Origin of the sequence: Planotetraspora kaengkrachanensis (genome assembly GCF_016862895.1) — a bacterium.
Classification (GTDB): domain Bacteria; phylum Actinomycetota; class Actinomycetes; order Streptosporangiales; family Streptosporangiaceae; genus Planotetraspora; species Planotetraspora kaengkrachanensis.
In genome coordinates, this window is record NZ_BONV01000024.1 from 1 (window position 1) to 24,331 (window position 24,331).

The 24,331-nt window shown below is 68.0% G+C and carries 22 protein-coding genes and 1 pseudogene; 6 read left to right on the forward strand and 17 right to left on the reverse strand.

The genetic code is table 11. The features are described 5' to 3' along the window. Window positions 1–342: 342 nt before the first annotated feature. Window positions 343–1,656 (reverse strand): UDP-glucose dehydrogenase family protein, encoded by a 1,314-nt coding sequence (locus tag Pka01_RS23320; protein ID WP_203884985.1) that lies wholly within the window; start codon window positions 1,654–1,656, stop codon window positions 343–345. Between the two features lie 231 nt (window positions 1,657–1,887). Between Pka01_RS23320 and Pka01_RS23325 the strand changes: the two genes are divergently transcribed. Continuing rightward, window positions 1,888–3,051 (forward strand): acyl-CoA dehydrogenase family protein, encoded by a 1,164-nt coding sequence (locus Pka01_RS23325; RefSeq protein ID WP_203884986.1) that lies wholly within the window; start codon window positions 1,888–1,890, stop codon window positions 3,049–3,051. A gap of 500 nt (window positions 3,052–3,551) precedes the next feature. Here Pka01_RS23325 and Pka01_RS23330 read toward each other — a convergent pair whose 3' ends face one another. Next, entirely contained in the window at window positions 3,552–4,109 is a 558-nt protein-coding gene (locus Pka01_RS23330) for a GNAT family N-acetyltransferase (protein ID WP_203884987.1), read from the reverse strand. Window positions 4,110–4,442: 333 nt separating this feature from the next. Continuing rightward, the gene (locus Pka01_RS23335) at window positions 4,443–5,096 is read right to left on the reverse strand and encodes a nitroreductase family protein (protein ID WP_203884988.1); all 654 of its coding nucleotides are present in this window, start codon (window positions 5,094–5,096) and stop codon (window positions 4,443–4,445) included. Between the two features lie 540 nt (window positions 5,097–5,636). Between Pka01_RS23335 and Pka01_RS23345 the strand changes: the two genes are divergently transcribed. Then, window positions 5,637–5,798: a transposase gene (locus tag Pka01_RS23345; RefSeq protein ID WP_203884990.1), complete on the forward strand. Its 162-nt coding sequence runs from the start codon at window positions 5,637–5,639 to the stop codon at window positions 5,796–5,798. Between the two features lie 32 nt (window positions 5,799–5,830). On the opposite strand, the gene pdxR is transcribed toward Pka01_RS23345, so the two are convergent. The 4 genes from pdxR to Pka01_RS23365 all read right to left on the reverse strand — a co-directional run bounded on the left by pdxR (window position 5,831) and on the right by Pka01_RS23365 (window position 12,024). Continuing rightward, window positions 5,831–7,255 carry a MocR-like pyridoxine biosynthesis transcription factor PdxR gene (gene pdxR, locus Pka01_RS23350; protein WP_203884991.1) on the reverse strand — a complete coding sequence of 475 codons (1,425 nt, stop codon included), beginning with the start codon at window positions 7,253–7,255 and terminating at the stop codon, window positions 5,831–5,833. Window positions 7,256–8,263: 1,008 nt separating this feature from the next. Continuing rightward, entirely contained in the window at window positions 8,264–9,463 is a 1,200-nt protein-coding gene (locus tag Pka01_RS23355; protein ID WP_203884992.1) for a PAS domain-containing sensor histidine kinase, read from the reverse strand. A gap of 991 nt (window positions 9,464–10,454) precedes the next feature. Further along, window positions 10,455–11,036 carry a dihydrofolate reductase family protein gene (locus Pka01_RS23360; RefSeq protein ID WP_203884993.1) on the reverse strand — a complete coding sequence of 194 codons (582 nt, stop codon included), beginning with the start codon at window positions 11,034–11,036 and terminating at the stop codon, window positions 10,455–10,457. Between the two features lie 160 nt (window positions 11,037–11,196). Then, complete coding sequence (locus Pka01_RS23365) at window positions 11,197–12,024, reverse strand: helix-turn-helix domain-containing protein (protein WP_203884994.1); 828 nt, start codon at window positions 12,022–12,024, stop codon at window positions 11,197–11,199. Here Pka01_RS23365 and Pka01_RS23370 point away from each other — a divergent pair. Next, complete coding sequence (locus Pka01_RS23370) at window positions 12,023–12,565, forward strand: TIGR03086 family metal-binding protein (RefSeq protein WP_203884995.1); 543 nt, start codon at window positions 12,023–12,025, stop codon at window positions 12,563–12,565. The two genes, Pka01_RS23365 and Pka01_RS23370, sit on opposite strands and share 2 nt — an antisense overlap. Here Pka01_RS23370 and Pka01_RS23375 read toward each other — a convergent pair. Then, window positions 12,534–13,340, reverse strand: coding sequence for an AraC family transcriptional regulator (locus Pka01_RS23375; protein WP_203884996.1), 807 nt, complete (start codon window positions 13,338–13,340; stop codon window positions 12,534–12,536). The genes Pka01_RS23370 and Pka01_RS23375 overlap by 32 nt on opposite strands. Window positions 13,341–13,420: 80 nt before the next feature. On the opposite strand from Pka01_RS23375, the gene Pka01_RS40875 reads away from it, so the two are divergent. Further along, window positions 13,421–14,758 carry an MFS transporter gene (locus Pka01_RS40875; RefSeq protein ID WP_239115231.1) on the forward strand — a complete coding sequence of 446 codons (1,338 nt, stop codon included), beginning with the start codon at window positions 13,421–13,423 and terminating at the stop codon, window positions 14,756–14,758. 29 nt (window positions 14,759–14,787) lie between these two features. On the opposite strand, the pseudogene Pka01_RS23380 reads toward Pka01_RS40875, so the two are convergent. From Pka01_RS23380 to Pka01_RS23395, 4 genes and pseudogenes are all read right to left on the reverse strand, one after another. Then, window positions 14,788–15,954: pseudogene (locus Pka01_RS23380) on the reverse strand (nitrilase-related carbon-nitrogen hydrolase); the annotation flags it as partial. 36 nt (window positions 15,955–15,990) lie between these two features. Further along, on the reverse strand, window positions 15,991–16,677 hold the full coding sequence (locus Pka01_RS23385) for a response regulator (protein ID WP_203884998.1): 687 nt from the start codon (window positions 16,675–16,677) through the stop codon (window positions 15,991–15,993). Window positions 16,678–16,682: 5 nt separating this feature from the next. After that, entirely contained in the window at window positions 16,683–17,783 is a 1,101-nt protein-coding gene (locus Pka01_RS23390; RefSeq protein ID WP_203884999.1) for a sensor histidine kinase, read from the reverse strand. 103 nt (window positions 17,784–17,886) lie between these two features. Next, window positions 17,887–18,276, reverse strand: coding sequence for a winged helix-turn-helix transcriptional regulator (locus Pka01_RS23395; protein ID WP_203885000.1), 390 nt, complete (start codon window positions 18,274–18,276; stop codon window positions 17,887–17,889). A gap of 306 nt (window positions 18,277–18,582) precedes the next feature. Between Pka01_RS23395 and Pka01_RS23400 the strand changes: the two genes are divergently transcribed. Continuing rightward, window positions 18,583–19,104: a cupin domain-containing protein gene (locus Pka01_RS23400; RefSeq protein ID WP_203885001.1), complete on the forward strand. Its 522-nt coding sequence runs from the start codon at window positions 18,583–18,585 to the stop codon at window positions 19,102–19,104. Between the two features lie 87 nt (window positions 19,105–19,191). Here Pka01_RS23400 and Pka01_RS23405 read toward each other — a convergent pair whose 3' ends face one another. The 5 genes from Pka01_RS23405 to Pka01_RS23425 all read right to left on the reverse strand — a co-directional run bounded on the left by Pka01_RS23405 (window position 19,192) and on the right by Pka01_RS23425 (window position 23,192). Then, window positions 19,192–19,728 carry a hypothetical protein gene (locus tag Pka01_RS23405; protein ID WP_203885002.1) on the reverse strand — a complete coding sequence of 179 codons (537 nt, stop codon included), beginning with the start codon at window positions 19,726–19,728 and terminating at the stop codon, window positions 19,192–19,194. Then, window positions 19,725–19,922 carry a helix-turn-helix transcriptional regulator gene (locus Pka01_RS23410; protein ID WP_203885129.1) on the reverse strand — a complete coding sequence of 66 codons (198 nt, stop codon included), beginning with the start codon at window positions 19,920–19,922 and terminating at the stop codon, window positions 19,725–19,727. The genes Pka01_RS23405 and Pka01_RS23410 overlap by 4 nt, the downstream gene beginning before the upstream one ends. Window positions 19,923–19,964: 42 nt before the next feature. After that, window positions 19,965–20,735, reverse strand: coding sequence for an ABC transporter permease (locus Pka01_RS23415; protein ID WP_239115255.1), 771 nt, complete (start codon window positions 20,733–20,735; stop codon window positions 19,965–19,967). Between the two features lie 5 nt (window positions 20,736–20,740). After that, window positions 20,741–21,565, reverse strand: coding sequence for an ABC transporter ATP-binding protein (locus tag Pka01_RS23420; RefSeq protein ID WP_203885004.1), 825 nt, complete (start codon window positions 21,563–21,565; stop codon window positions 20,741–20,743). A 100-nt stretch (window positions 21,566–21,665) separates the two neighbouring features. Continuing rightward, window positions 21,666–23,192 (reverse strand): LCP family protein, encoded by a 1,527-nt coding sequence (locus Pka01_RS23425; RefSeq protein WP_203885005.1) that lies wholly within the window; start codon window positions 23,190–23,192, stop codon window positions 21,666–21,668. 59 nt (window positions 23,193–23,251) lie between these two features. Here Pka01_RS23425 and Pka01_RS23430 point away from each other — a divergent pair, with 59 nt between their 5' ends. Continuing rightward, complete coding sequence (locus Pka01_RS23430) at window positions 23,252–24,310, forward strand: glycosyltransferase family 2 protein (RefSeq protein ID WP_203885006.1); 1,059 nt, start codon at window positions 23,252–23,254, stop codon at window positions 24,308–24,310. Window positions 24,311–24,331: the final 21 nt, after the last annotated feature.

The following is a 24,331-nucleotide window of genomic DNA, read 5'->3' on the forward strand; positions in this document are numbered from 1 at the left end:
AAACCGCGGCGCCGGAACCGGCCGCACGGAAACCGCCGCGCCGGAACCGGCCGCACGGAAACCGCCGCGCCGGAACCGGCCGCACGGAAAACCACCGCGCTGGACCCGGTTACAAGGAAACCGCCGCGCCGGAGGCCACACGGAAACCGGCCTCAGGAAACCGGCTTCAGGAAACCGGCTTCAGGCAAAGTGTCGCATCGGGACCGGTCGCATTAAACCGACCGCATCGGGACCGGTCACTCCAAACGGTGGTACCGGACCCCGCTCACACGAAGACGGCCACGCACCAGGACACCGTGACGTCGAGCAGATCCGCTGACGTCACGAGGTCCTAGTAGGGCGTCAGGGGCGGCCGAGGGCGCGGTAGTGCCATCCGGCGGAGCGCCAGGTCTCGGCGTCGAGGGCGTTGCGGCCGTCGACGATGTTCCGTACGGAGACGACGGAGCCGAGCGTCTCCGGGTCGAGGTCGATGAACTCCTGCCATTCGGTGAGCAGCAGCATGACGTCGGCTCCCCGGGCGGCCTCGAGAGCCGAGTCGGCGTATCCGAGATGCGGCTGGGCGCGGCGGGCGTTGTCCAGGGCGACCGGGTCGTAGATGGTGACCTTGCCGCCTTCCTGGCCGATGGTCGCGGCCACGTCCAGAGCCGGCGAGTCACGGATGTCGTCGGAGTTGGGCTTGAAGGCCGCGCCGAGCACGCCGACCGTGCAGCCGGTGAACGAGCCTCCGACCAGTCCGCGCGCGAGGTCGACCATCCGGGCGCGGCGACGCATGTTGATCGCGTCGACCTCGCGCAGGAACGTCAGCGCCTGGTCGGCTCCGAGCTCGCCCGCGCGGGCCATGAACGCCCGGATGTCCTTGGGCAGGCAGCCGCCGCCGAAGCCGAGTCCGGGGTTGAGGAACCTGCCGCCGATGCGGTCGTCGAACGACAGCGCGAGCGACAACTGCTTGACGTCCGCGTGGGCGACCTCGCACACCTCGGCCATGGCGTTGATGAAGGAGATCTTGGTGGCGAGGAAGGCGTTGGCGGCCGACTTGACCAGTTCCGCGGTGGGGAAGTCCGTCACCACGATCGGAACCTCGCCCAGCGGCGCGTAGACGTCCCGCAACACCTTCTCGGCGCGCTCGGAGGCGACCCCCAGCACGATCCGATCCGGGTGCAGGGTGTCCTTCACGGCGAAGCCCTCGCGGAGGAACTCCGGGTTCCAGGCCAGCTCGGCCTGGGTGCCGGCGGGTGCCAGCCGTACGAGCTTCTCGGCGAGGCGCTCGGCGGTGCCGACGGGGACGGTCGACTTGCCGACGACGAGGCACTCACGGTCGAGGTAGGGGGCGAGGGATTCCACGACGGCGTCAAGGTAGGAGACGTCCGCGGCGTACTCGCCCTTCTTCTGCGGAGTTCCCACACAGACGAAATGGACGTCGCCGAAGGCGGCGGCCTCCTCGTAGGAGGTCGTGAACCGCAGGCGCCCCGCCTCCAGGTTGCGCCGCAGGAGGTCCTCTAGACCAGGCTCATGGATCGGGAGATGGCCGCGCTCGAGCATGTCGATCTTGCTCTGGTCGACGTCGAGACCGAGAACCTCGAAGCCCAGTTCGGCCATGCATGCCGCATGTGTGGCACCCAAATATCCGGTACCGAGCACGGTGAGACGGTAAGGCACAGCATGCTCCCCTCTTACCCACTCTTTGTGATCTGGCATAGTACTGGGGCTCTCGACTGCCCCAGGCATCGGGCAGGCAAACAGTTCTGGCCCAACCGTAGGGGGTGCCGAGGATCAAGGCTTTGTCACCCCCCACCCAGAGTGCGCTGGCCGGATGCGCGTCAGGGGCGGTGCGCCGCGCAGAGTCGTACTGGTTGGTAACTATCTGATCGGCCGACCTAGTATCGCGCTATGAGCTTCCCTCTGTACGCGCCCGCTGAGGAGCATGAGATGCTCCGCGAGACGGTCCGGGCCCTCGCCGACGAAAAGATCGCTCCCCGTGCCGCCGCGGCGGACGAGAACGAGGAGTTCCCGTGGGAGGTCTACAAGGACCTCGTCGCGGCCGACCTGCACGCCGTGCACATCCCCGAGGAGTACGGCGGAGCCGGCGCCGACGCGCTCGCCACCGTCATCGTGATCGAGGAGGTCGCCCGCGCGTGCGCGTCGTCCTCGCTCATCCCCGCGGTCAACAAGCTGGGGACGGTCCCGCTGCTGTTGTCGGCGTCGGACGAGGTCAAGCGGCGCTACCTGACGCCCGTGGCGGGCGGCGACGCGATGTTCTCCTACGCGTTGAGCGAGGCAGAGGCCGGGTCGGACGCGGCCGCCATGAAGACCCGTGCGGTCAAGGACGGCGACCACTACGTGCTCAACGGCACCAAGATGTGGATCACCAACGCGGGCGTCTCGGAGTACTACACGGTCATGGCGGTGACCGACCCGTCGGCCGGCGCCCGCGGGATCTCCGCCTTCGTCGTCGAGAAGAGCGACGAAGGGGTCGGGTTCGGTCCCAAGGAGAAGAAGCTCGGCATCAAGGGGTCGCCGACCCGTCAGGTGATCCTCGAGAACGTCCGCATCCCCGAGTCGCGGATGATCGGCGAGCCCGGCTCCGGCTTCAAGACCGCGTTGGCCACGCTCGACCACACGCGGATCACGATCGCCGCGCAGGCGCTCGGCATCGCGCAGGGCGCGCTCGATTTCGCGATCGGCTACGTCAAGGAGCGCAAGCAGTTCGGCAAGGCGATCGCCGAGTTCCAGGGCCTGCAGTTCATGATCGCGGACATGGCGATGAAGCTCGAGGCCGCCCGTCAGCTCACTTATGCCGCGGCCGCGAAGTCGGAGCTCGCCATGCACGGCACGCGCGTCAAGGACCTGACGTTCTTCTCGAGCGCGGCCAAGACCGCCGCTTCCGACGCCGCCATGGAGATCACCACCGACGCCGTCCAGCTCCTCGGCGGGTACGGCTACACGCGCGATTTCCCGGTCGAGCGCATGATGCGCGACGCGAAGATCACGCAGATCTACGAGGGCACCAACCAGATCCAGCGCATGGTCATGGCCCGCCAGCTGCTGAAGTAGCCCCTGACATGCGAAAACCCCGCTTCCCTAGTGTGGGCGGCGGGGTTCGTTCATGTCCGATTCGGAGCACCTAAAGGATCTTGTTCCGTCACTGTTCCGTGAGAGTCGCAGGGCGCGTCTGGCGCTGGTCGTGAACGCCCGTTCATATGCGTTTGGTCACCTCGCGAGCTGCGTCACAGCTTTGTATCCCTGCTCTCCAACATCGCGCGGAAGGTCACCGGGAGGCATGTACACGCGAACGACGGCTTGACCCCAGGCGTCCGGCCCGGCATGGCTACGCCTGCCCGACGAGGAGATGACCGGCAGGCGGCACCCGTGCGGAGACCGAGACCCGGGCGCGAAATCGCGGTACCCGTTCCGAGAACGGGCTCAATAGGGTCACCGCCCTCCAGGTCGACACGGCAGGCCGAAGACGCATGCCACGGGCACGTCATCCGGCTAGCAACCCTGATGCAAGGCCGGTATTTGATTGCGTACGTTCGGGCCGTTTCGGAGGTGCGTCAGTTGGCGCGTTCGCGCGGTGCGCGGTCGGGTACCGTCGCGCGGCCCGGGAAGCGACTGTCGACGAGTTCCTTGTATTCAGGGTGGTCGGCAATGTAGTCCGCCACGAAGGGGCAGTAGTTGGTGAGCTTCAGGTCTTGCGCTCGTAGATCGTCCAGAGCGTGTTTGACAAGCCGGGTTGCGATCCCTCGGCCGCGGTACTCAGGCTCAACGATCGTGTGGCTGAACGTCACGCGTTGATTGCCACGCGGTGCGTGGTAGACGATCATGCCGACAACCTGTCCCTCGACCACGGCTTCGTATGATCCGCTGTCGCCGTTCTTCTGCACATTCATCTCGGGGTTCACTGGGTTTCTCCTGATATTTCCTTGAGTAGCGTGGTCTTCGCTGCTTGGGGTGAGGTCGTCGTTTCCGGTGGCGCAAGTGCGAACGTGTTCCAACGCAACGTTGAGAGCGACGGCGATGGGTTCACAGTTGTGCGCGGCACGAGCGAGCGTAAAGCTGCCCGGCCAGGGCTTGACGGGACCACTCGTCTTGATGAACAGCTGAACGGGCATCGCGCCGAGCCCAGCTGGTGTCACGGGGTGTGAAGAGGGAGGGCTGCCGGCGTCAACGAGTGGCTGAAGGGCGCGGTCAGGTGCCATCTTGAGTCGACGAGTGGTGAGCATGGAACTTCGAACGTCGTGCTCCAAAACTTTGCGGTAGCGCTCCCATCGGAGAAGGTCAGCGTCAGCGTGTACGCTTCGGCGGTCCGCGACCGACATCGCGCAGGCCGTGACGACCGGCGGCGCCTGCCGCCGGTCTGGCCGTCCGGAGTGTGCCGACATCGAGGACCGAGGTGTCCGAGGCCGGCGTACTCCAGCCACGGTCCTTCCCGATGCCGTGGTTGTTTAGCGGAAAGTGAACAGCTGGTCGGATTCGAAGCGCGAAATCGGGTTGCTGTACACCTTCGCGGGGTCGGGGTAGCCGAGGAGCATCAGCACTGTCGCGGTGTATCCGGTTTCGCGGATCTTGAACGCCTCGTCGACGCAGACCGGGTCGAACCCTTCGAGTGGCATGGCCTCGACGCCGAGCTCAGCGGCCGCCATCAGGGTCATGCCCAGCACCATGTAGGTCTGCTTTTCCATCCAGTGGTTCATGTTCTCGTCGCCGTACATGCGCGGCAGGCCGAGGAAGCCGAGGAAGTCACTGTTCATTGACTCCCGCAGCTCCTGCTGTGCCAGGTCCGGGAACCGGCCATCGGCCCTCTCCTTCGAGAACACCGCCTCGACGTGGCTCTCGGGCAGATCTACCCGGGTGGTGAGGATGATGGCGTGCGACGCGCGCAGGATCTTCTCGCCGTTGTCGAAATCGCCCAGGTTGTTGGCAAGCCGCTCTTTGCCTTCGGGTGTGGCGAGGACGTAGAAGTGGTTGGGCTGGATGTTCGTCGACGTGGGCGCCGAGCGCAGGAACCTCAGCAGCTGCTGAAGGGTTTCCTCAGGAATGGCCTTGCTGGGGTCCAAATACCTGCTGAGGTGCTTGCTCATGAGCTTGTCGAGATTCATATCAATCTGTCTTCTTCTTGTTGGCTGCTTCCATGCGACGACGCTAGCCAACAGTCGGACCCGTAGCAGGATCCAAATCCATGCCAGATATGGGTACCACTGTCGCGGGCGACCTCGCCTCGGCGACGACAGGCATCACTTTCGAGCGCCTTGGCGAACTACTTGCCCGTGGCAAGAACTAGCCCAAACTCGACGAACCACCGCTCCTCACCTGCTGGTAATGCTTGGGACGTTCGCGTGGCGGGTTGACCACGAAGATCCATCTGTCGTGTGAGCAGAAGGTCACGTCCCTGCTGGTCACTGCCGGTCAACGGGGAGACTCGCCGCAGTTCCAGCCCGTGCTGGAGGTGATTAGCGTGCCCAGGATGGGTGCGGGTCGTCCCCGTAAACGGCCGGACAGGGGCCGGGCCGACAGGGCCTATGGCTCACGCGCCAACCGCGCCTACCTGCGTAGACGAGGTATCCGTTGCACGATCCTGAAAAAAGACCGACCAGATCCGCCACCGCAAGAACCACGGCAGCCGCGGAGGCCGGCCACCAGTGTTCTGCGCGCTTGACTACCGCCAACGCCACGCCGTTGAGTGCGGCATCAACCGGCTCAAACGACACCGTGCCGTGGCCACCAGATACGAAAAACTCGCCGTCCGCCACGAAGCCACCATCCACATCGCCGTCATCAACGACTGGCTGACCTGCCTTTGAAACAGGCTCTAGCTCGCCGGTCGACGTGCATTTCATCGGGCTGATCCGTGCTGTCCGTTGGTGATGGTGGCGAGCAGGGCGATGGCCTCGTCGATGGCGTGGGGGGTGATGTTGCCGTAGCCGATGACGACGCCGAGGGGGTCCGGGTCAGGGGTGAGCTGGTAGCGGGTGATGGAGTCGAACGCGATCCCGACGGCCTGGGCGCGCGCGGTCAGCTGGTCGGGGTGGGTGCCGTCGAGCTGGGTCGCGAGGGCCTGGACGCCGGCGGGTGTCCCTGCAAGTCGTAGGGGCACGTCATGACGGGTGATGGCCTGCTCGAGGGCTTGCCGAGCGGTTCGGTAGCGGGTCCGGGCGGCGCGGATGTGCCGGTCGTAGTCGCCGGCTTCGATGAGGTGAGCCAGAGCGAGTTGATCGAGGGTCGGGCTGCCATGGTCGGCGAGGAACTTGGGGAGCAGCAGCTCGCTGTGCAGTTCGGCCGGGCTGACCATCCAGCCCAGACGTAGCGCCGGGGCGAGCGTCTTGCTGGTGGATCCAAGGTAGACGACACGGTCAGGCGCACGGCCTTGCAGACAGCCCACAGCGCGTCGGTCGAAGCGGAACTCCCCATCGTAGTCGTCCTCGACGACGATCGCGCCGCAGCGCCCGGCCCAGGCCAGCAGTGCCTCCCGGCGGGCGGGTGCCATGACCGCGCCGGTAGGGAACTGGTGAGCTGGGGTGGTCAGTACTGCGTCAACGCCTTGCTCGGGTAGTTGGTCGACGAGGATGCCGTCGCCGTCGACCGAGACGGGCATGACAGCGAGACCGGCCTGTTGCAGGATCGGTGCGCGGTGAGGCATCCCCAGGTCCTCGAGCGCGACGGTCCGTGCGCCTCGGGCACGCAGGGTATGGGCGAGCAGGTGAAGGCCCTGGGTGAAACCGGCACAGATCAGCAGCCGCTGCGGGTCGGCGTACACGCCGCGGACCCGACCGAGGTAGGCGGCTAGCACCTGACGCAGCCGGGGATGCCCGGCGGAGTCGGGGTACGCCAGATCGGAGTCCGCGGCAGCACGCAGCGCGGCCGTCCATGCCCGCCGCCACAGGTGGCGGGGGAACGCCGATAGCGTCGGAATGCCTGGGCGCATGTCCCATCGGGCTGAGCGTTCCGGCGACCGGAGAGCAGCAGGCGCATTGGCGGCCGGCGGCAGGGCCAGGTCAGAGACGCAGGTGCCAGAGCCGGGCCGGCTGACCAGATAGCCCTCGGCGGTCAGCTGCGTATAGACCTCGACGACCAGGCGACGAGAGACTCCCAGGTCGCCAGCCAAAACACGGCTGGCCGGCAACCGCTGACCGGCCGCGAGCCGACCGGTACGCACCGCGTCGCGCAGGGCGCTCTCAAGCTGAACCCGGCGAGGTCGTCCGGGCTGCGGTGGTTCGATCGGGAGGAGGAGCTCCACCCCAGACGAGACGCCGCGGGACATGATTCAAGGGTCGCCTAGCGCCAACGGGCGCACAATGCGGAATAATTCGAGCTAGCCTACGTGTGAGACGAAGGCACAATGATGGAGACCACCTCAGAGCCAATGACCATTCGACGGAGCGGAGTTCTCGGGCGGCAAAGTCTTTCTCGACAAACCTCGTGATTGGTCTCGGCCACCGACTGGCCTACCGGATCACGCACCCGAGGAGGTCGCCGCCCCGGTCGCGGATGAGCGGATGCCGGATGCGTTCTGGCGGGGCCTGCGGCTGATGGCGGTGGACGGCACCGTCTTCGACCTGCCCTCGGGCCGGCCCCGTCCCATGTCCTGCGAACTCGGCGATCTCCCCAGATGATCAACCCAACCCGCTTGACGCGACACCAAAACCGCTAACTACGCGGCCTTGCTTCAAGGCGGCCCTAACCGGGCCGCACGCGCCGCCGTCACGGCGCACGCCGCCTCCCGCTGGCGCTCCCGGCGGACAGCGCACAAAGAACGCCGGACGGCTGGCGCGGACGAGTCGATGGGCCGCCAGGCGACAGTACATCTCTGATCACAGGACCGATGAGCTGAGCTGGAACAGCCGCCAGGTGCCGACCGTATGTGGTGATGCCTCCGGCGGGGGCGCTCCGGCTCCGGGATGGCATTCGAACACACGTACAGGTTGTGGGGTGGCTGGGGTAGGGTTGCCATCCCGCCCGCCATCGACCCAGGCGAGCCCAGCAGCCCGTCTCCTCCGCCGCAAGCCCGGCTGTGACCGTTGGCATCCCATCACCGTGGAAGGCGCACAGGCGCAGGGACACGTCAAGCCGGGCTTGCACCTCTGTCGCCGGCCCGCTGCCGCTCCGCGGTGGGTCGACGGCAAACGGGATGGGGGCGGATCTCTTCTCTGCGGCGGTCATCACAGCCACCATCGGCCGGGTGGTTGAGCGGCACTGGAGTGCTTGAGGCAGGTACACGCGATGCCGGCCTGCCCCTCCGTCGCAAAGATTCACCTTCGTCCAACAAACCCTAGGCCGCGAGGGGGAGGCGGAGGACGAAGCGGGCGCCGGTGGGGTGATCGGCGGCGTACAGGCGCCCGCCGTAGGCGTGGGCGATCTCGCGGGCGATGGGCAGACCGAGCCCGGAGCCACCGGGATCCCGGCGACAGGCATCGTCCAGGCGGAAGAGGCGCTCGAAGATTCTTTCGCGGTCAGCCGGAGCAATGCCGGGGCCATCGTCGATGACTTCCAGGACCGCGTCCGGTGGGTCGCCGGTGACGCTGATCTCGATCACCGTAGAGGTGTGCCGTTCGGCGTTGTTGACCAGGTTGCCCAGGAGCCGCGCCAGCCGGATCCGGGAGGCGTTCACCACCACCTGCCTCTCGAGCCGGGTAACGACGGCTACGGTCAGAGTGCGGCGTTTCAGTTCATCTATCACCAGCTGGGTCAGGTCGACTGGTTCGGTTGGGGCGGGCGGCGCGGCGTCCAGACGGGCGAGTTCGAGCAGATCGTTCACGATGTCGTTGAGTCGCTCGGCGTCCAGCAGCAGTTTGCGCAGGAGCTGGTGCAGGTCGCTGTCAGGTTCTGCGATCGCGACCTCAAGCTCGGCCAGGAGCCCAGTGATCGGGTTGCGCAAGTCGTGGGAGGCGTCGAAGACGAACCGCCGCTGCCGTTCGATGGCCTCTCGTAACATCGACGTGGTCTGGCGTTGTTGCCTGTGCGCCTGCTTGAGTTCTTCGTTGAGCTCCTGGAGCTCGCATGCGCGAGCGTAGAGGTCGGTTCTCATCGCCTCAAGCTCAGACCGAGCCCTCGTGACGTCGCGCTCGCCGGACAACCTCAGCTGCTGGAGGAACTCAGTGACGTCCTCAGTCCGGAGAACGATTAATTCCACCTCACCGTCCGGGTCCAGGACGGGCATGTTGATCGTGCTCCAGTACCGCTCCTCGAACACGCCCGGTATGCCGCTCGCCTCGATGTCGTACCGTTGCAGCGCCATGGTGTCCCGTTGGCCAGTGGCGACAACGCGTACCAGCGAAGCATGCAGACGCATCACCCCCTGCACGTCAGGATCGTTAGGAGCGTTGGGATTGCCGGGGAAGACGGCGAAGAAGTCCCGGCCGAGCAGGTCCGCCTGACTCCGCCCGACCAACTTCAGGAAGGAGTCGTTGGCCGCCACTACGACGAAGTGCGGTGTCATGACTAGCAACGGGGACACGATGGCCTTGAACACCGCCCTGCAGTCAACCCTTGAATCCATCACAACACCTCACCTGCGTTCCGCGTAATTCGGGTTGCCTGGAGACACGAACAGGCGGTTGACCTGGTGGAAATGTCCGTACAGGCTTGCCAGGGCGTGCCTCTAGCGATGTGACCTCTCGGGCCAATTCAGGTCGCGACCGGCTTCCACCCGGAGTGCTGGCACGAAGACACCCGTGCGCCGGGTAGATGGACCATTTCGTCCAGTTTGTTCTTATGTGTGAACATTGTCAATTGTCAAGACCCTCCGAGACGATGATCCGAAACGGCCTGGCTCAGAGCTCGTCCGGCCGCGAGGACCGGCAACTGGCGAGACAGCCTGAGCGACCAAGTGAGTAACGCCATCGCCACGATCTCTGAGCATCGATTGTTCGAGAACCCAGTTGTCAGGCCTTGCGTAGGGGAGGGTGACGAGTAGGACGTTGTATGGCCCCTCTGCCAGTTCAACCGCGAAGGTCAGGGGGGACCAGCCGACTCCTTCGCAGTAGGTCGGTTTGTGGCGGACGCGCCAGCGGTACGTCGTGTCACTTACGGTGATGAGGCGGGAGCCCTTCTTGGGGAGCGTCATGAGCCCCCTTCTGATCATGGTCTGTTCCGTGGCTGTTCCGTGAGAACGTTGAAATCGGCAGCAACCTATGGAAGATCTCGGCAAGCGTATGTCCTGGTCAACGACAAGATCCAGGGGTAATCGCAGGCGGCTTAGGGACGCGACGTAGAACACGCAGATCTACGAGGGCACCAACCAGATCCAGCGCATGGTCATGGCCCGCCAGCTCCTCAAGTAGCTCAAGTAGGCCGCTGACATGCGAAAACCCCGCTTCCCCAGTGTGGGCGGCGGGGTTCGTCATATCTGGGCGCCCGCCCGGTCCACGGACCGGGCGGGCGCCCTTTTCGCACTGCACGGCGGTCACTCGTGCGCTGCGGACAGCCCTTCCCTCATCGGTTCGCGAGGCATGGTGGCCATCTCAGCGGGCGACGTCATAGACCAGCTTGGTGATGCCGTTGGCGTACGTCTCGGACTCGACCACCTTCAGCATCTGCTTCTCCTTGTCGGTGTCGCTGAACATCCGCTTGCCGGCTCCCAGCAGCACCGGGAACACCAGCAGGTGGTAGCGGTCGATCAGACCGGCGTCGGAGAGGTTGCGAGCGAGGGTGGCGCTGCCGTGGATGACGATGGGGCCGCCGTCGGTCTCCTTGACCTTCGCGACGTCCTCGAGGGAACGAAGAATCGTGATGTCCCCCCAGTTGTCGACGAGGGCGTCCTCGCCGAGGGTGGTCGAGACGACGTACTTCGGCAGGTCCTTGAGGGCGGCGAAGTCCTCCATGTCCGGCCATAGCGGCGCGAAGGCCTCATAGCTGGTCCGGCCGAACATCAGCGCGGCGGACTCCCCGATCTCCCGACCCTTGATCTCGTATGCCTCGGGCAGGAACTCGATGTCCTTGTAGGTCCAGCCGCCGCTGCGGTGGGTCTCGGAGGGGAGTCCGCCGCCGGGAGAGTCGACGACCCCGTCCAGCGAGACGAAGGCGGTGTAGATCAGCAAACGCATTCGATGTCCTTTCCGTCGTCAGGTGGAGATCTCTATCCTGCGGTGGCGTCACGCGCGCGGCAATGATCAATGCTCATCATCTGATCTCAGAACTCGGCACGCTTCAAGCTCTCCCGCCAACCCCGAAACCACTTGATCCACGGCCTGGCGAACGTCGGGATCAGGCCTGGCTTCCGAGCCGGGCGTAGGCCGCGGGGGGCATGCCCACCGCGGCGGTGAAGTCGCGGGTCAAATGGGCCTGATCGGTGTAGCCGAGCTCGGCGGCCAGCGTGGCGAGGTCGATGCCCCGGTGGACCCGCTCCGCGGCTTCGTGCAGCCTGAAGCGGCGGATCACCCACTTGGGGCCGACGCCTACATAGTCCCGGAACAGCCGTTGCAGCGAGCGCACGGACCGCCCCGATCTGGCGGCCAGTTCGTCGACCCTGGTCATGGACATGTCGCTCTCCACCATCGCCACCAGTGCCGCGACCTCTTCCGCTGTCGGATCCTGATTCGGCCCCAGACTCCGTAGGAACCTCTCGATGAGCGCGATGGCGGCCCGAGCGTCGGGCTCGGCCAGGACCTGCTCGACCAGGGCCGCGCCCGCCGCGCCGTACATCTCGCTGATCTCCACGAACCGGCCGGTCAGCTGGGACACCGGACCGCCGAGGAACGGCCGGAAGCCACCGGGGCGAAAGCGTGTGCCGAGCACGCGGCCGCTGTCCCGCATCGTGTAGGAGAACCCTCCCCTGATCACTCCCGCGATCCGGTGGAAGTCCTGAGTGATCGTCATGTTCACGGTGGGGTGAGAGACGATGCGCTGTTCGTACGGCTCGGCGAGATCGGTCCACGTGACGACCCAGAAGTGCTCCACATACGCCGCGAGCTCGGGCGACGGCGCCTGCCGGAAGAAATCGAAGGCGTTGAGCCCGGCATACGGGTTGACCCAGCCGCGCTGTCGCGTTTCTACAAGCCGCCCTTCGGGCAGGCGAGGCACGCTGGTTGCCATGGAAGACATGATGCCGCTGATGACGCGCGCCACCGAACGGACCGGGAGATTGGTGCGGGCGGTGCGGCAGGAGCAGTTCGGGCTCGCGACACCATGCGCGAAGTTCGACGTCAAGGACCTGATCAACCACCTCGAGTGGGTGGCGGAGATGTTCGAGTCGCTGGGTCGCAAGGGGCCGAGCGTCGAGCAAGGACCTTACGCGGGCGACTTCCCCAAGCGAGCGGAGGGCACGCTGGCCGCCTGGTCGCGACCCGAGGCGTGGGAGGGGACCAGCCCCGACAGAGGCCTGCCGATGACCGCCCTGGCCCACATGTACCTCGTCGACATGGTCGTGCACGGCTGGGACCTGGCCAGAGCCACCGGTCAGGAGTACGAGCCGGACCTCGATGCCGTCTCGCGGGCGCTGCACTTCACTGAGCAGATGGTGGAGATGGGCAGGCGACGCGGTGTCTTCGGTGCGCCGGTGGCGGTGCCGGACGACGCCCCACAGTTCGACCGCCTGCTCGGCATCATCGGTCGGGATCCGGTCTGGACAGTGTGAGCCGGTCGGCGAAGTAGGCCGTGGGGGTCGTGCCGAGCGTACGGCTGAACATCGCGGTGAAGGCGCTGGGCGTGGCGTAGCCGAGGCCGGTGGCGACGGCGGTGACCGGTGTGCACCTGGCGAGCTGGGCGACCGCGTGTATGAGTCTGGCCTGCTGCACCCAGCGCGCGAGGCTCATGCCGGTCGCGGCGGTGAATCTGCGCTGCAGGCTGCGCGGACTCATGTGCGCGTAGGAGGCGGCGTCCGAGGTCGTCCACCGGCCGCCGGGCTCTCGCTGGATCGCCGCGCAGAGTTCGCCGAGTTGGGCGTCGGCGGGAGCGGGGAGGTGCAGCGCCGGGACGGGCAGTGGTGCGAGCTCCAGGAGCAGCAGTTCGATGACCTTGCCGTCGCGGCCTTCGCGCTCGTACTCGATCGGGAGCCGGGTCGCTTCGTCGATGAGTTCGCGTAGCAGCGGGGAGACCGAGACGACGGTGGGGGTCGCGGGCAGGTGCCAGGCCGACTGCGGCTCGATGTAGAGAGTGCGCATGGCCACCTGTCCAGCGCAGGTCATCGCATGGGTGAGTCCGGCCGGGACCCAGACTCCCCGGGTGGCGGGAACCACCCAGACGCCGTGACCGGTGGCGACGGTGATGGCGCCCGTCGTGCCGTAGATCAGTTGAGCGCGCCGGTGGTGGTGGGCGGGGATGTGATGGCCGTCGGGAAGGTCACGTGCCATCGCCGCGAGCGGCCTGGGAACGTGCTGGTAGTCGTCGCGGTGTTCGCTCTTGCCGTACATGGCTACATGGCGCAATCTCGATGAATGATGGCGTGGCCACGAAAGTATGCCAGTGGGAGGTCGGCCTACCGTCGGCTCATGTGATCCGACCCCACCCCGCCGCAGCCCTCGATCTCGGCCGTGACGGCCGCCGACCGGACCGGCGGCTGATCGCGCTCCTGGCCGCCACCAGCGCCGTAACGGCGGCCAACGTCTACCTCAACCAGCCTCTGCTCGGAGCGGTGGCCGCCTCGCTTGGCGTCGGCCGCGACACCCTCGGCGCCGTCCCGACCGCGACGCAGCTGGGCTATGCGGCAGGCATCCTCCTGCTCGTTCCGGCAGGCGACGGCCACGACCGGCGCCGGCTGATCCTCGGCCTCGGTACGGCGTCCGCGTTCGCGCTCGCCGCCTGCGCCCTGTCTCCTTCGGCGTGGTTCCTGATCGTGTCGAGCTTCGCCGTCGGCCTGCTGTCCCCGGTCCCGCAGTTGGTCACCCCCCTCGCCGTCGCCCTGGCCGGAGGAGACACCGGACGAGACACCGCAGGAGACACCGCAGGAGACACCGGAGGAGACAAGGGAGACGGGGGACGGGCCAGGGGCAGGATCGTCGGCGTCGTGCAGGGTGGCCTGTTGGTCGGCGTGCTCGCCTCCCGCGCCTACTCCGGGGCGTTCGCCGAGGTGGCCGGGTGGCGTGCCGTGTACGGCTGTTCCTGCGCGCTCACCCTCGTGCTCGTGATCGTTCTGCGGCGGGCGCTGCCCCATGTCCCGGCGGCCGCCCGCATCTCTTACCGCGCCACGCTGGCATCGCTCCCGAAGTTGTTCGTGTCCCGGCCGCTGATCCGGCGGATCACCATTTCGGGGGCGCTGGTCGGCATCGCGTTCGGTGCCTTCTGGACGACGCTGACGTTCCTGCTCGAGCGGCAGTACCACTTCGGCTCGTCGACGATCGGGCTGTTCGGGCTGGTCGCCGCGGCCAGCGCCCTCGCCTCGCCGTACGCCGGGAGGATGACCGAGCGCCTCGGGAGGCGTAGGGCGCTGGCGGTGCTCATCGGCCTGGTCATCGCGGGATGGCTGATCCTGCTGCCGGGTGCCACGGGCCTCTGGTGGCTGATCGCGGGCGTGCTCGTCCTCGACGTCGGCGTCTGGGGCAGTCAGGCGGTCTGCCAGACGGTCCTGTTCACGCTCGATCCCGCCACCCACAACCGCCTCAACACCGTCTACTTCACTCTGCGGTTCCTGGGCATCGCGCTCGGGTCGCTGCTCGGCTCACTGGCGTGGGCGGGCGGCGCATGGCCCGCCGTGGTGACCACCGGCGTCGTCGCCGCTCTGGCCGGGCTGCTAGTCTGCCTCCTCCCCACCACCGGATGGACCGCCGCACCGAGTGCGAGCAGCAGCAACCCGGCCGAGGCCCACGCGGCCCAGTCGCCCAGCACGGTGTAGAGCGTCGCCGAGCCCTCCCGGGGCAGGGTCGCCGTGACCGTGGTCATGCCTGACTTGTCGCTGTAGCGCTCGGCCACGATCCGGCCGCGGTCGTCGCTGACCGTCAGCCATCCCTGGCGTGCGGCACGGGCCACCGCCACGCCGCTCTCCACGCCGCGCACCACCGCCATGCGGCTGTGCAGCCACGCGTCCTCGTCGAAATCCCAGGCGGGCGCGAGCAGGGCGGCGGCGCCGGCCTTGCGGTAGTCCCTGACCAGGCCCGGGTAATCGAGGTCCTTGCAGATGATGAGGCCGAGTCGGTTGCCGTCGAGGAAGGCCAGGCTGGTGCCGGGCCGGAATTTGCGCTCCACCCCGGGGATCATGTGGTGCTTGTCGTAGCGCGCGCCGGAGGGGTAGCTCACCGCGCTGTTGGTCTCCATGGCGATTCCCGCGACCACCTCCACGCCCGGGCGGGTGAACGGCAGGTCGGTGGTCGTGAAGACCTTCTCGGGCAGCACCACGATCTCCGCACCGCGGGCCACCGCGGTGTCAATGGCCTCGCCGTACCGGCGGACGAGATCCTCGGAGTCGTCCGTCGCGACCAGTGCGACCTTCCGTCCTCCGGTGTCGGCGGGCGTCGCGAGCCGTACGAACCCGTGGCCGAGCGTCAGCGTGACCAGGACACCGGAGAGGACCGCCGTACGTGGCCGCAGGACCGCGATCGAGGCGGGCACGAACAGCAGGAGGAAGGTGATGCCCCAGACCCCGGTGACGGAGGCGGTCTGCAGCATGGGCAGGAAGTCGGCCTGCGTGTACGCCAGACTCCACCAGGCCCCGTGCGGTCCGGCGAGGTTCATGACGTACTCGGTGGAGACCCAGACGGCCGGTACGGCTGCCGCCGCCAGGAGCGGCCTGCCGCGCACGAGCAGGGTGCGGAAGAGCAGCACGCCCAGGCCGTAGCAGAGCGCCGGGCCGATGATGAGGGCGGCGGTCAGTGCGGGCGGCATCTCGAGGGTCCGGGTGAAGTACGGCCACATCTGCACCTGGCCGGCGATCCAGACGAGCGTCCCGGCGGCGAATGCCGTACCCCTGCCCGCCCGGCGAGCCAGGAACAGGACGGGCAGCGGCGCGAGCCAGGTGAGCCACCAGACGGGGTGGAGACCGGTGCCGAAGTGCATCAGGACGGCGGAGGCGAGGATGAGGAGGATGCGTTCCATGCCGACGATCGTGCTTTTCCCCACCCTGCCGGCGCGTCAGTCGCGGGTGCGATCTCCGTTGTCACTCTCACCGGCGACCACCAGCCCGGATTCGTAGGCCAGCACCACGGCCTGGACCCGGTCCCGCAGGTCCAGCTTGGTGAGCATGCGGCTGACGTGCGTCTTGACCGTGTGCTCGGTGACCACGAGCGCGGCGGCGATCTCCGCGTTCGACAGGCCGCGCGCGACCAGCCTCAGTGTCTCCCGCTCACGGTCGGTCAGCGCGTCCAGCCTGGCCGCCAGCCGGGGCGCGACGTCGTGGGCGGGCCTTCGCACCAGGTCCTCGAGCAGTCGCCTGGTGGCCGCCGGGGCGAGCAGGGCCTCGCCCGAGGCGACGATGCGCACGGCGTGGGCCAGTTCGTCGCGCCGGATGTCCTTGAGCAGGAACCCGCTCGCTCCCGCCCGGACCGCGTCGTAGACGTACTCGTCGAGGTCGAACATGGTCAGCACGAGCACCTTCGCGGCGGTGGCGGCGCAGATCTCCCTGGTCGCCTCGATGCCGTTCACGCCCGGCATGCGCACGTCCATCAGGACCACGTCCGGCTGGAGCCGCCTGGCCTCGGCGATCGCCTCCGCGCCGTCGGCGGCCTCGCCGACCACCTCCATGTCCGGCTGCGCGCCCAGGATCAGCCCGAACCCCGCGCGAAAGAGGTCCTGGTCGTCGGCGATCATCACCCGCAACATGCGGGTCATTCAAGCGGAAATTCAGCGTTCACCACGAACCCCCCGTTCCGTCCTGCCCCGGCCGTGAGCGTGCCGCCGCATGCCGCCGCCCGTTCCCGCATCCCGGCCAGCCCGTAGCCGCCGCCATCGCCCGGCCCCCGCCCGTCGTCGGCGACCTCCACCGTCAGGTTCTCCCCCCAGGTCAGAGAGAGGCGTACGGCACGCGTGCCGGCGTGTTTGCGCACGTTGGTGAGCGCCTCCTGAACGATGCGGTAGACGGCCGCCTCGACGCTCTCCGCGACCGGACGCGAGGTGCCGACGGTCCTGCTCACCACATCGAGGCCGCTGCGCTCGCTCAGCGCGGGAAGGTTGGCCAGGCGGGGCTGGAGCAGTGCCTCGCCGGCACGGCCCCACGCCTGACCGCCGTCGGCCGGGTTCCGCAGTGCGGCGAGCACACCCCGAAGCTCGGTCAGCGCGCTTCTTCCCGTGTTCGCGATCGCATCGAAGACCGCCTCGGCCCTGCCCGGGTCGCTGCGCACCACCACCGGCCCGGCCTCGGCCTGAACCACCATCAGCCCGACGGAATGGGTGACGATGTCATGCATGTCGCGCGCGATCCGGGTGCGTTCCTCGGCCGCCGCCGCGACGTGCTCCTGCTCCTGCCGCCGTGCCCGCTCGGCCAGTTCGGCCGCGCGCGAGCGGCTCGCCCTGGCACTGGTGCCCAGCGCGTAGGCGGCCACGAAGGCGGTACCCATCAGCCGGAAGGTCTCGTCGTCCTCTCCCGGCAGCACCAGCGAGACGCCCACAGCAGCCACGATCGCCGGAATCGCCGCGAATCTCTTCCACATGGGGCTCAGATCGGCGATCGTGTAGACGGCCAGCAGCGGCCCGAAGGGCAGGAACGGTTTCTCCCACATCACCATCACGGACATCGCCGCGCCGACCACCACCGCCACGACCATCGGCGCCCGCCTGCGCCACCACACCGGCACCGACGCCAGCAGCCCCAGCCCGATGATCCACCATGGTTTGGGATCGGGCAGGACGAGCGGGCCGACCGTGGCGAGGACCACGCACACCGCGAGCGCCCCGTCTATCGCCCTGCCGACCCGGCCCGCTGCGATCATCCGTCCATTATCAGGACGTGTCGCCCCCTCCGCCCTCACCCTCCAGAGTGAACGTCCCTGTCATTCCAGGGAGCGACCGTCCGCGGGACGACTCAGGCGTCGCTCAGCCGGCGGAGTCCTTGCGTGCCGACCGAGCGGCATGGACGGTGCCCAGATAGGCGTCGGTCCAGGCCGCGACGTTCTTGATGATGGCGTGCAACGCCCGCCCGGAATCCGTGAGCGCGTATTCGACCTGCGGCGGGATGGTGGGGTGGACCGTCCTCGTCACCAGGCCGTCCCCCTCCAGGGCGCGCAGGGTCGAGGTCAGCACGCGCTGGGTGATGGGGCTGACCAGCCGCCGCAACTCGTTGAACCGCCGAGGTCCGGCCGCAAGTTCGTCCATCACGACGGCCGACCATTTGTCCCCCACGCGGCCCAGGATGCTGCGGACGACGTCGCACGGGTCCAGTTCCTCCGCCGTCGGCGACGCCGCGCCTTTTCGCGCATCGGCCATGGGGTTCCCTTCGGGATACCAGGGCACTTTCAACTGCCTTCTTGCAGCTGAGTAGGCGTGCCGAGAACCTGATTCCTGGTTCTCGGACCGTATCAAAGGCGGCATCAAAGACGTCATAAAAAGTGGCATCACGGACATCGACGCGCGCAGCCGTCCGGACTCGTCTCCATGTCCGAGATCCGTGTCGGAGACCCGGGTCAGAGGTGCGCGCGATTTCCCCTAAGCCGACGTGTCACCACGGCATGCCGGAAGATCGCGGCCCGAGACGAACACGAAAAGTGACGTGAAGCATACGAGGAGTGCATGATGAGTTTCCCCCTTCCGACACCCGGCGACGACCCGAGATACACCAAGCGCGGAGCGCTCTACGTGCCCGCCGGTGAGGGCCCCGCCATCTGGGCGGCCGGCGACGTTTACACGATCAAGGCCACGGCCTCGCAGACCGGTGGACGCCTCGGCTTCATCGACGCGTCGGTGCCCCCGGGCGGAGGCCCCGAGGCGCATGTCCACAACGACCACGACGAGACGTTCTTCCTCATGTCCGGGGAACTCGAGTTCCTCGACGGCGGCGAGACGTTCACCGCGCGCGCGGGGGACTTCATCCATGTGCCCCGGGGGACCCGTCATCGGTTCAAGAACAACGGACTGCACACCGTGAAGATGATTTTCCTGTTCACCCCCGGCGGCCCCGATGAGGGATTCATCGATCTCTTCCCCAAGGCCGTGCCCGGCGAGCTGCCTGGGCCGCCGACCGCGGAGCAGATCGAGCGCATGATGACGATGGGGGCGCGGACCAACACCGACCTCCTCCCCGATCTTCCCCAGTGATGCCGTAGGTGCCCGGCGCCGATGTGCCACGAGGCCGTGCCGGCGATTTCGCCGCCGGCGCGGCCTCGTGACACCGTCGGTCCGTCTCTACTCGTCCGCGTCCTCGTCGTCGGGCGGCGGGTCGGGCAGTCGCCAGCCCGCGATGAGCAGCGGCGTCGTGTAGTGGGTCGCGGCCAGTGTCAGGGCGGTCGGTCCGATCAGCGCGAGCGGGATGGTGATCGACAGAGGCCCGTTCTGCCAGCTCACGAAGTTCGCCAGGATGAACAGCAGGGCGAGGACGGCGGTGGTCGCACCGTGCGCCGACGTGTAGGCCCGGTGCCGTTCGGTCCGCTGCCGCTCGTCGAGGTACTGCTCGGGGAGGTACATGGCGCCTCGCGTGGCCGCGTGCAGCCAGCTGGTCACCGGAAGCCCGACGACCAGGCTGATGCCGAACATCGACAGGTAGACGTTGCGCGCCAGGTCGCTGGGCGCGTACTGGGCGATCACCACGAGCCCGGCCCAGAGGATGACCAGCGCGGCCACGCCCGCCACCACCAGACGCCGCCGGGCGGCCCGCGTGGCCCAGAGCCGGTTGGCCGGGAGGTTCTCCAGGCGGTCCCGCCGCTTCTCCCACGTGCTGCTCATGACGACCCCAGTCTGGCGAACGGGCGGAGGGAGAAGATGACCTCCACCGGGACCTCGAAGTATTCGGCGATCTTCAGGGCGAGGAACAGCGAGGGGCTGTACTCGCCCCGCTCCAGGTAGCCCACCGTCTGGTAGTGCACCCCCAGAGCCGTCGCCAGGTCCTTGCGGGAGATGCCCCGCTCCGCCCTGAGCATCGGGATCCTGTTGTAGACGATCTCGTTGGACACCGTGAATCCTCACTTGCGTGTGACCCTGCGCAGCAGCCACGGTGCCAGCACCATACCGGCGACCGCCCAGGCCCCCATCACCATCGCGGCCGTTCCGAGCTCCCACGCCTTGTGCAGCTCACCGCCGGGGGAGTCGAAGAACGCCGCCCGCAGTCCGTGCCCCTGCCAGTAGAGCGGGAAGACCTGCGCGATCCACTGCACGGGCGCGGGCATCATCGTCATGGGAATCATCACCCCCGAAGCGATCATCAGCAGCATGGTGGGCAGGCCGACGACCGCGGCGGCCGCCTTCGCCGTGGGCAACATCGCCCCGATCATCGCGCCGAGCGGGATGACCGAGAGGGCGCCAAGGCCCAGGACCCAGATCAGCGTCGCCCAGCCGTACAGGGTGGAGGGCAGCGCGACGCCGCCGATGGCGCCGCCGATCGCCAGCATCAGCGCCGAGTGCACGGCGATGTGGAGGATCAGCGACACCGCCCGGCCGGTGATGTAGACGGGCACACCGCGCGGGAGCAGGCGCAGCCGGAGCAGCGCGCCCTCCTCCCGGTCGGCCGCGATCAGCATGGGCAGCGTCATGATCCCGGCGGAGAACACCGTGAACGCGACGAATCCGACCGTCATGAACGCGGTCATGTCGACGCCCCCGCCGGCGGGGTTGCGGCCGATCCAGAGGATGAGCATCAGGTACATGACCAGGCCGGCGATGTTGGTGCCGAGTTCCTTGCGATCGCGCAGGATGGAGTTCTGCTCGATCAGGCCGCGCCTGATCCCGAGTGCCATCGTGTTCACGCCGCGCTCCTTTCCACCAGGTTGAGGTAGCTCTCTTCGAGGGAGGGCCGCCGGATCTCCAGCCCGGGGACCGGTCCGCCGTATCGCTGGTGCAGCCGCCAGGCCAGTTCGGACGGGTCGTCCGTCCGCTCGCTTCCGTCCCGCCACCGCACCAGGGAGGGCGCCTGTACGGTCGCCGCCACCTCCTGCGGGGTGCCGTGGACCGCGATGCCGCCGTCGAGGAGCACGGCGACGCGGTCGGCGAGTCGCTCGGCCTCGGCGAGGTCGTGCGTGGTGAGCAGGATCGTGATGTCCAGGCTCTCGATGAGCTCGTGGAACTCCCTGCGGGCCTCCGGGTCGAAACCGGTGGTCGGCTCGTCGAGGAAGAGCAGTTCGGGCCGGCCGACGATGCCCAGCGCGACATCGAGCCGTCTGCGCTGTCCGCCGGACAGCTCCCGGACCCTGGAGGTCGCGTGGCCGTCGAGCCCCAGCGTCCGCAGCAGCTCGTCGGTGTCCCACGGATCGGGGTAGTGGGCGGCGACATGGTCGAGCAGGGTCCGCACCTGCCACCGCGGGTGGTCGTGCCAGTTCTGCAGCACCGTGCCGAGTCTCGCCCGCCAGGCGTCGGCGCCGCGGGCCGGGTCCTCGCCGAGCACCTCGACGTCGCCGGCGGCCCTGATCCGCAGTCCCTGAAGGATCTCGATCGTGGTCGTCTTGCCGGCGCCGTTCGGGCCCAGCAGGGCGACGGTCTCGCCGCGTCGCAGGTCCAGGTCCAGCCCGCGCAGGACCTGTCGTTCGCCGTACGACATCCGCAACCCGCGGGCGCTGATCACAGTATCCATGCGAGGGAATGTAGTACTTCTGCTACATCTTCGACAATACCTAGGACGGAAGTGAGTAGTTTTCGGGCATGCGGCAGCCACGGTCGTCAGTGGACGATCGTCAGTTGGCCGCCTGGTTCTTGCAGATGTTCTGCGTGGCCGTACGGGCCGAGGGGGTCGCCGCCGGCTTGGGGGTCGTCCCGCCGCCGGCCTGGACCTTCACCCGCTTGACCGTGTTGTTCTTCTGGCCGAGGACGACCTCGATGCTCTTGACGTCGTCCCTCTCCCGCAGCTCTGCTCCGGGGAACGCGGCGGCCACGGTCCGGGCGGAGTCCTCCCGGCCGGCCGGATAGCGGATCACGGTGTTGGTGAAGTCCCGCTCGGGCACGTCGCCGGGGCTCGACGGGACCATGAAGCCGGCCGCCAGCAGGCTCGACCTGGTTTTGGCGCCCAGCCCGGTGATCAGGGTGCCGTTGAGGACGCGGACCGCGATGCGCCCCGGGGGAATGGTCAGTGCGGTCGGCGAAGCGGACGGCGTCGCGCCCGCGGACGCGCCCGCAGGTGAGGAGGCCGAGGCGGACGGCGCGGGGGAGCGGCGCTTGACCGGCCCGGCCTGCAGTTCGTCCGCGGCGATCCGGCGGAACAGTTCCCGGGCCGCGGGCTTGTCCCACAACACGGCGGACTCGCCCGTCGGCGCCTTGTAGTTCACGTCGGACAGCGGCACGGTCGCGAACGAGACGTCGTCGGTGGAGACGTCCTTGAGCTGGTTGGCCAGCCCGAGCAGGTCCTCCGACAGCGCCTTGTCCACGGTCAGCGTCTTGAGCGTCGAGTTGACGAGCCCGGCCAGCTTGATCGGGTCGGTGAGCGTGTCGCCGCTGAGCGCCTTGCCGAGAAGCGCCGAGATGACCTGCTGCTGCCTGTCGATGCGGTCGAGGTCGGCCCGGGCGGTGGCTCGCGTCCGCGCGTACGCGAGCGCGTCCACCCCGTTGAGGTTGTAGGTGCCCGCCTGCAGCGACAGCCGGGTCTTCGGGTCGTCGATGGCGATGGGCGTGCAGACGGTGACGCCGCCGAGCGATTCGACGACGTCGATGAAGCCGAGCACGTTGACCTCGACGTAGTGGTTGATGCGCAGCCCGGTGGCCTGCTCGACCGTCTTCACCGCCAGCTTGGCCCCGCCGAACTGGTACGCCGAGTTGATCTTGTGGGTGCCCTGGCCGGGGATCTCGGTCCAGGTGTCCCTCGGCAGGCTGACGACGGTGACCTTCTTGTGGTCCTCGGAAAGGTGGACGACCATCATCGTGTCGCTGCGCTCGCCGGACTCACGCCCGAGATGGAGCTGGACCTGCTGGCGGCGGCTGAGGTCGTCGCGCTTGTCGACGCCGACGAGGAGGATGTTCATCGCACCCGTGGCGGGGGCGTCGGTCGTGCCGGCGTCGACGGACTGGATGCGGCTCGCCGCGTAGTTCGGCACCAGCCACATCACGCCGGACCCGAGCAGGACGACGCTGGACAATGAGCCCGAGATGAGAAGAGAGCGGAGGTTCGTCCGGCTTCGACGGGCGCGACGGGCCGCGATCCTGATCCCGCCGTAGGCGTCCCCCCCTACGTGGACGCCGGAGTCGCCGATCTCATCGTCGTCGCCAGGCATTCGCGGTCACCCTTTCGGTTGCCGTCTCCACCCCTCCGTACAGTAGCGTGAGCGCAGCCATGAAGCCCTTTCCCGACTCGCGCCAAACCGGCCAGGCCCCCCCGCGCGACTGGCCCCCCATATCGGTGATCATGCCGGTGCTCAACGAGGAACGGCACCTGCGCGATGCCGTCTTGCAGGTCCTCGACCAGAAGTACGACGGCCCCATCGAAGTCGTCATCAGCGTCGGCCCGTCCCGCGACCGCACGCAGGAGGTGGCCGACGCGATCGCCGCCGAGGACCCCCGCGTCGTCGTCGTGGCCAACCCGACCGGCCGCACCCCCAACGGCTTGAACGTGGCGATCGCCGCGTCGAGCAATCCGATCATCGCCAGGGTCGACGGGCACGCGATGCTCCCGTCCGACTATCTGCGCGAAGCCGTGGAGACCCTGGAGGAGACCGGCGCCGACAACGTCGGCGGCATCATGGCCGCCGAGGGGATCAGCCCGTTCGAGCAGGCCGTGGCGTGCGCGATGACGTCCAGGATCGGCGTCGGCAACGCGCGGTTCCACACCGGTGGTGAGCAGGGCCCGGCGGACACCGTCTATCTCGGCGTCTTCCGGCGTGCGGCGCTCGACCGCGTCGGCGGCTACGACGAGCACTTCCAGCGGGCCCAGGACTGGGAGATGAACCACCGCATCCGGGAGACCGGCGGCCTGGTGTGGTTCCAGCCCCGCATGCGGGTCTCCTACCGGCCCCGTCCGAACGTCAAGGCGCTGGCCAAGCAGTACTTCCACTACGGCCGATGGCGGCGGGTCGTCTCGCGCACCCACAAGGGCACGATCAACCTGCGCTACCTCGCCCCGCCCGCCGCGGTGCTCGGCGTCGTCCTCGGGCTGGTCGTCTCCCCGTTCTTCTGGCCCGGACTGCTGATCCCCGCCGCCTACATCGTGGCGATCCTCGCCGGATCGGTGCTCACCGGACGGAGCCTGCCTCCGGCCGCTCTCCTGCGGCTGCCCCTCGTCTACGCCACCATGCACCTGTCCTGGGGCAGCGGGTTCCTGACCAGCCCGTCCCGGCTCAGCAAGGTCCGGCCCGAGGCCGAGCGGGCGCGCCTGCAGGACCTGTTCGAGGACTGACCCCCCACGGCGTCCTCGCCG

Excerpts from the sequence above, each read along its gene's own strand:
- Pka01_RS23325 (WP_203884986.1), top strand. The coding sequence starts at position 1,888 with ATGAGCTTCCCTCTGTACGCGCCCGCTGAGGAGCATGAGATGCTCCGC.
- Pka01_RS23330 (WP_203884987.1), bottom strand. The coding sequence starts at position 4,109 with ATGCCCGTTCAGCTGTTCATCAAGACGAGTGGTCCCGTCAAGCCCTGG.
- Pka01_RS23335 (WP_203884988.1), bottom strand. The coding sequence starts at position 5,096 with ATGAATCTCGACAAGCTCATGAGCAAGCACCTCAGCAGGTATTTGGAC.
- pdxR (WP_203884991.1), bottom strand. The coding sequence starts at position 7,255 with ATGTCCCGCGGCGTCTCGTCTGGGGTGGAGCTCCTCCTCCCGATCGAA.
- Pka01_RS23360 (WP_203884993.1), bottom strand. The coding sequence starts at position 11,036 with ATGCGTTTGCTGATCTACACCGCCTTCGTCTCGCTGGACGGGGTCGTC.
- Pka01_RS23370 (WP_203884995.1), top strand. The coding sequence starts at position 12,023 with ATGGAAGACATGATGCCGCTGATGACGCGCGCCACCGAACGGACCGGG.
- Pka01_RS23365 (WP_203884994.1), bottom strand. The coding sequence starts at position 12,024 with ATGGCAACCAGCGTGCCTCGCCTGCCCGAAGGGCGGCTTGTAGAAACG.
- Pka01_RS23375 (WP_203884996.1), bottom strand. The coding sequence starts at position 13,340 with ATGTACGGCAAGAGCGAACACCGCGACGACTACCAGCACGTTCCCAGG.
- Pka01_RS23385 (WP_203884998.1), bottom strand. The coding sequence starts at position 16,677 with ATGTTGCGGGTGATGATCGCCGACGACCAGGACCTCTTTCGCGCGGGG.
- Pka01_RS23390 (WP_203884999.1), bottom strand. The coding sequence starts at position 17,783 with ATGATCGCAGCGGGCCGGGTCGGCAGGGCGATAGACGGGGCGCTCGCG.
- Pka01_RS23395 (WP_203885000.1), bottom strand. The coding sequence starts at position 18,276 with ATGGCCGATGCGCGAAAAGGCGCGGCGTCGCCGACGGCGGAGGAACTG.
- Pka01_RS23400 (WP_203885001.1), top strand. The coding sequence starts at position 18,583 with ATGAGTTTCCCCCTTCCGACACCCGGCGACGACCCGAGATACACCAAG.
- Pka01_RS23405 (WP_203885002.1), bottom strand. The coding sequence starts at position 19,728 with ATGAGCAGCACGTGGGAGAAGCGGCGGGACCGCCTGGAGAACCTCCCG.
- Pka01_RS23410 (WP_203885129.1), bottom strand. The coding sequence starts at position 19,922 with ATGCTCAGGGCGGAGCGGGGCATCTCCCGCAAGGACCTGGCGACGGCT.
- Pka01_RS23415 (WP_239115255.1), bottom strand. The coding sequence starts at position 20,735 with ATGGCACTCGGGATCAGGCGCGGCCTGATCGAGCAGAACTCCATCCTG.
- Pka01_RS23420 (WP_203885004.1), bottom strand. The coding sequence starts at position 21,565 with ATGGATACTGTGATCAGCGCCCGCGGGTTGCGGATGTCGTACGGCGAA.
- Pka01_RS23425 (WP_203885005.1), bottom strand. The coding sequence starts at position 23,192 with ATGCCTGGCGACGACGATGAGATCGGCGACTCCGGCGTCCACGTAGGG.
- Pka01_RS23430 (WP_203885006.1), top strand. The coding sequence starts at position 23,252 with ATGAAGCCCTTTCCCGACTCGCGCCAAACCGGCCAGGCCCCCCCGCGC.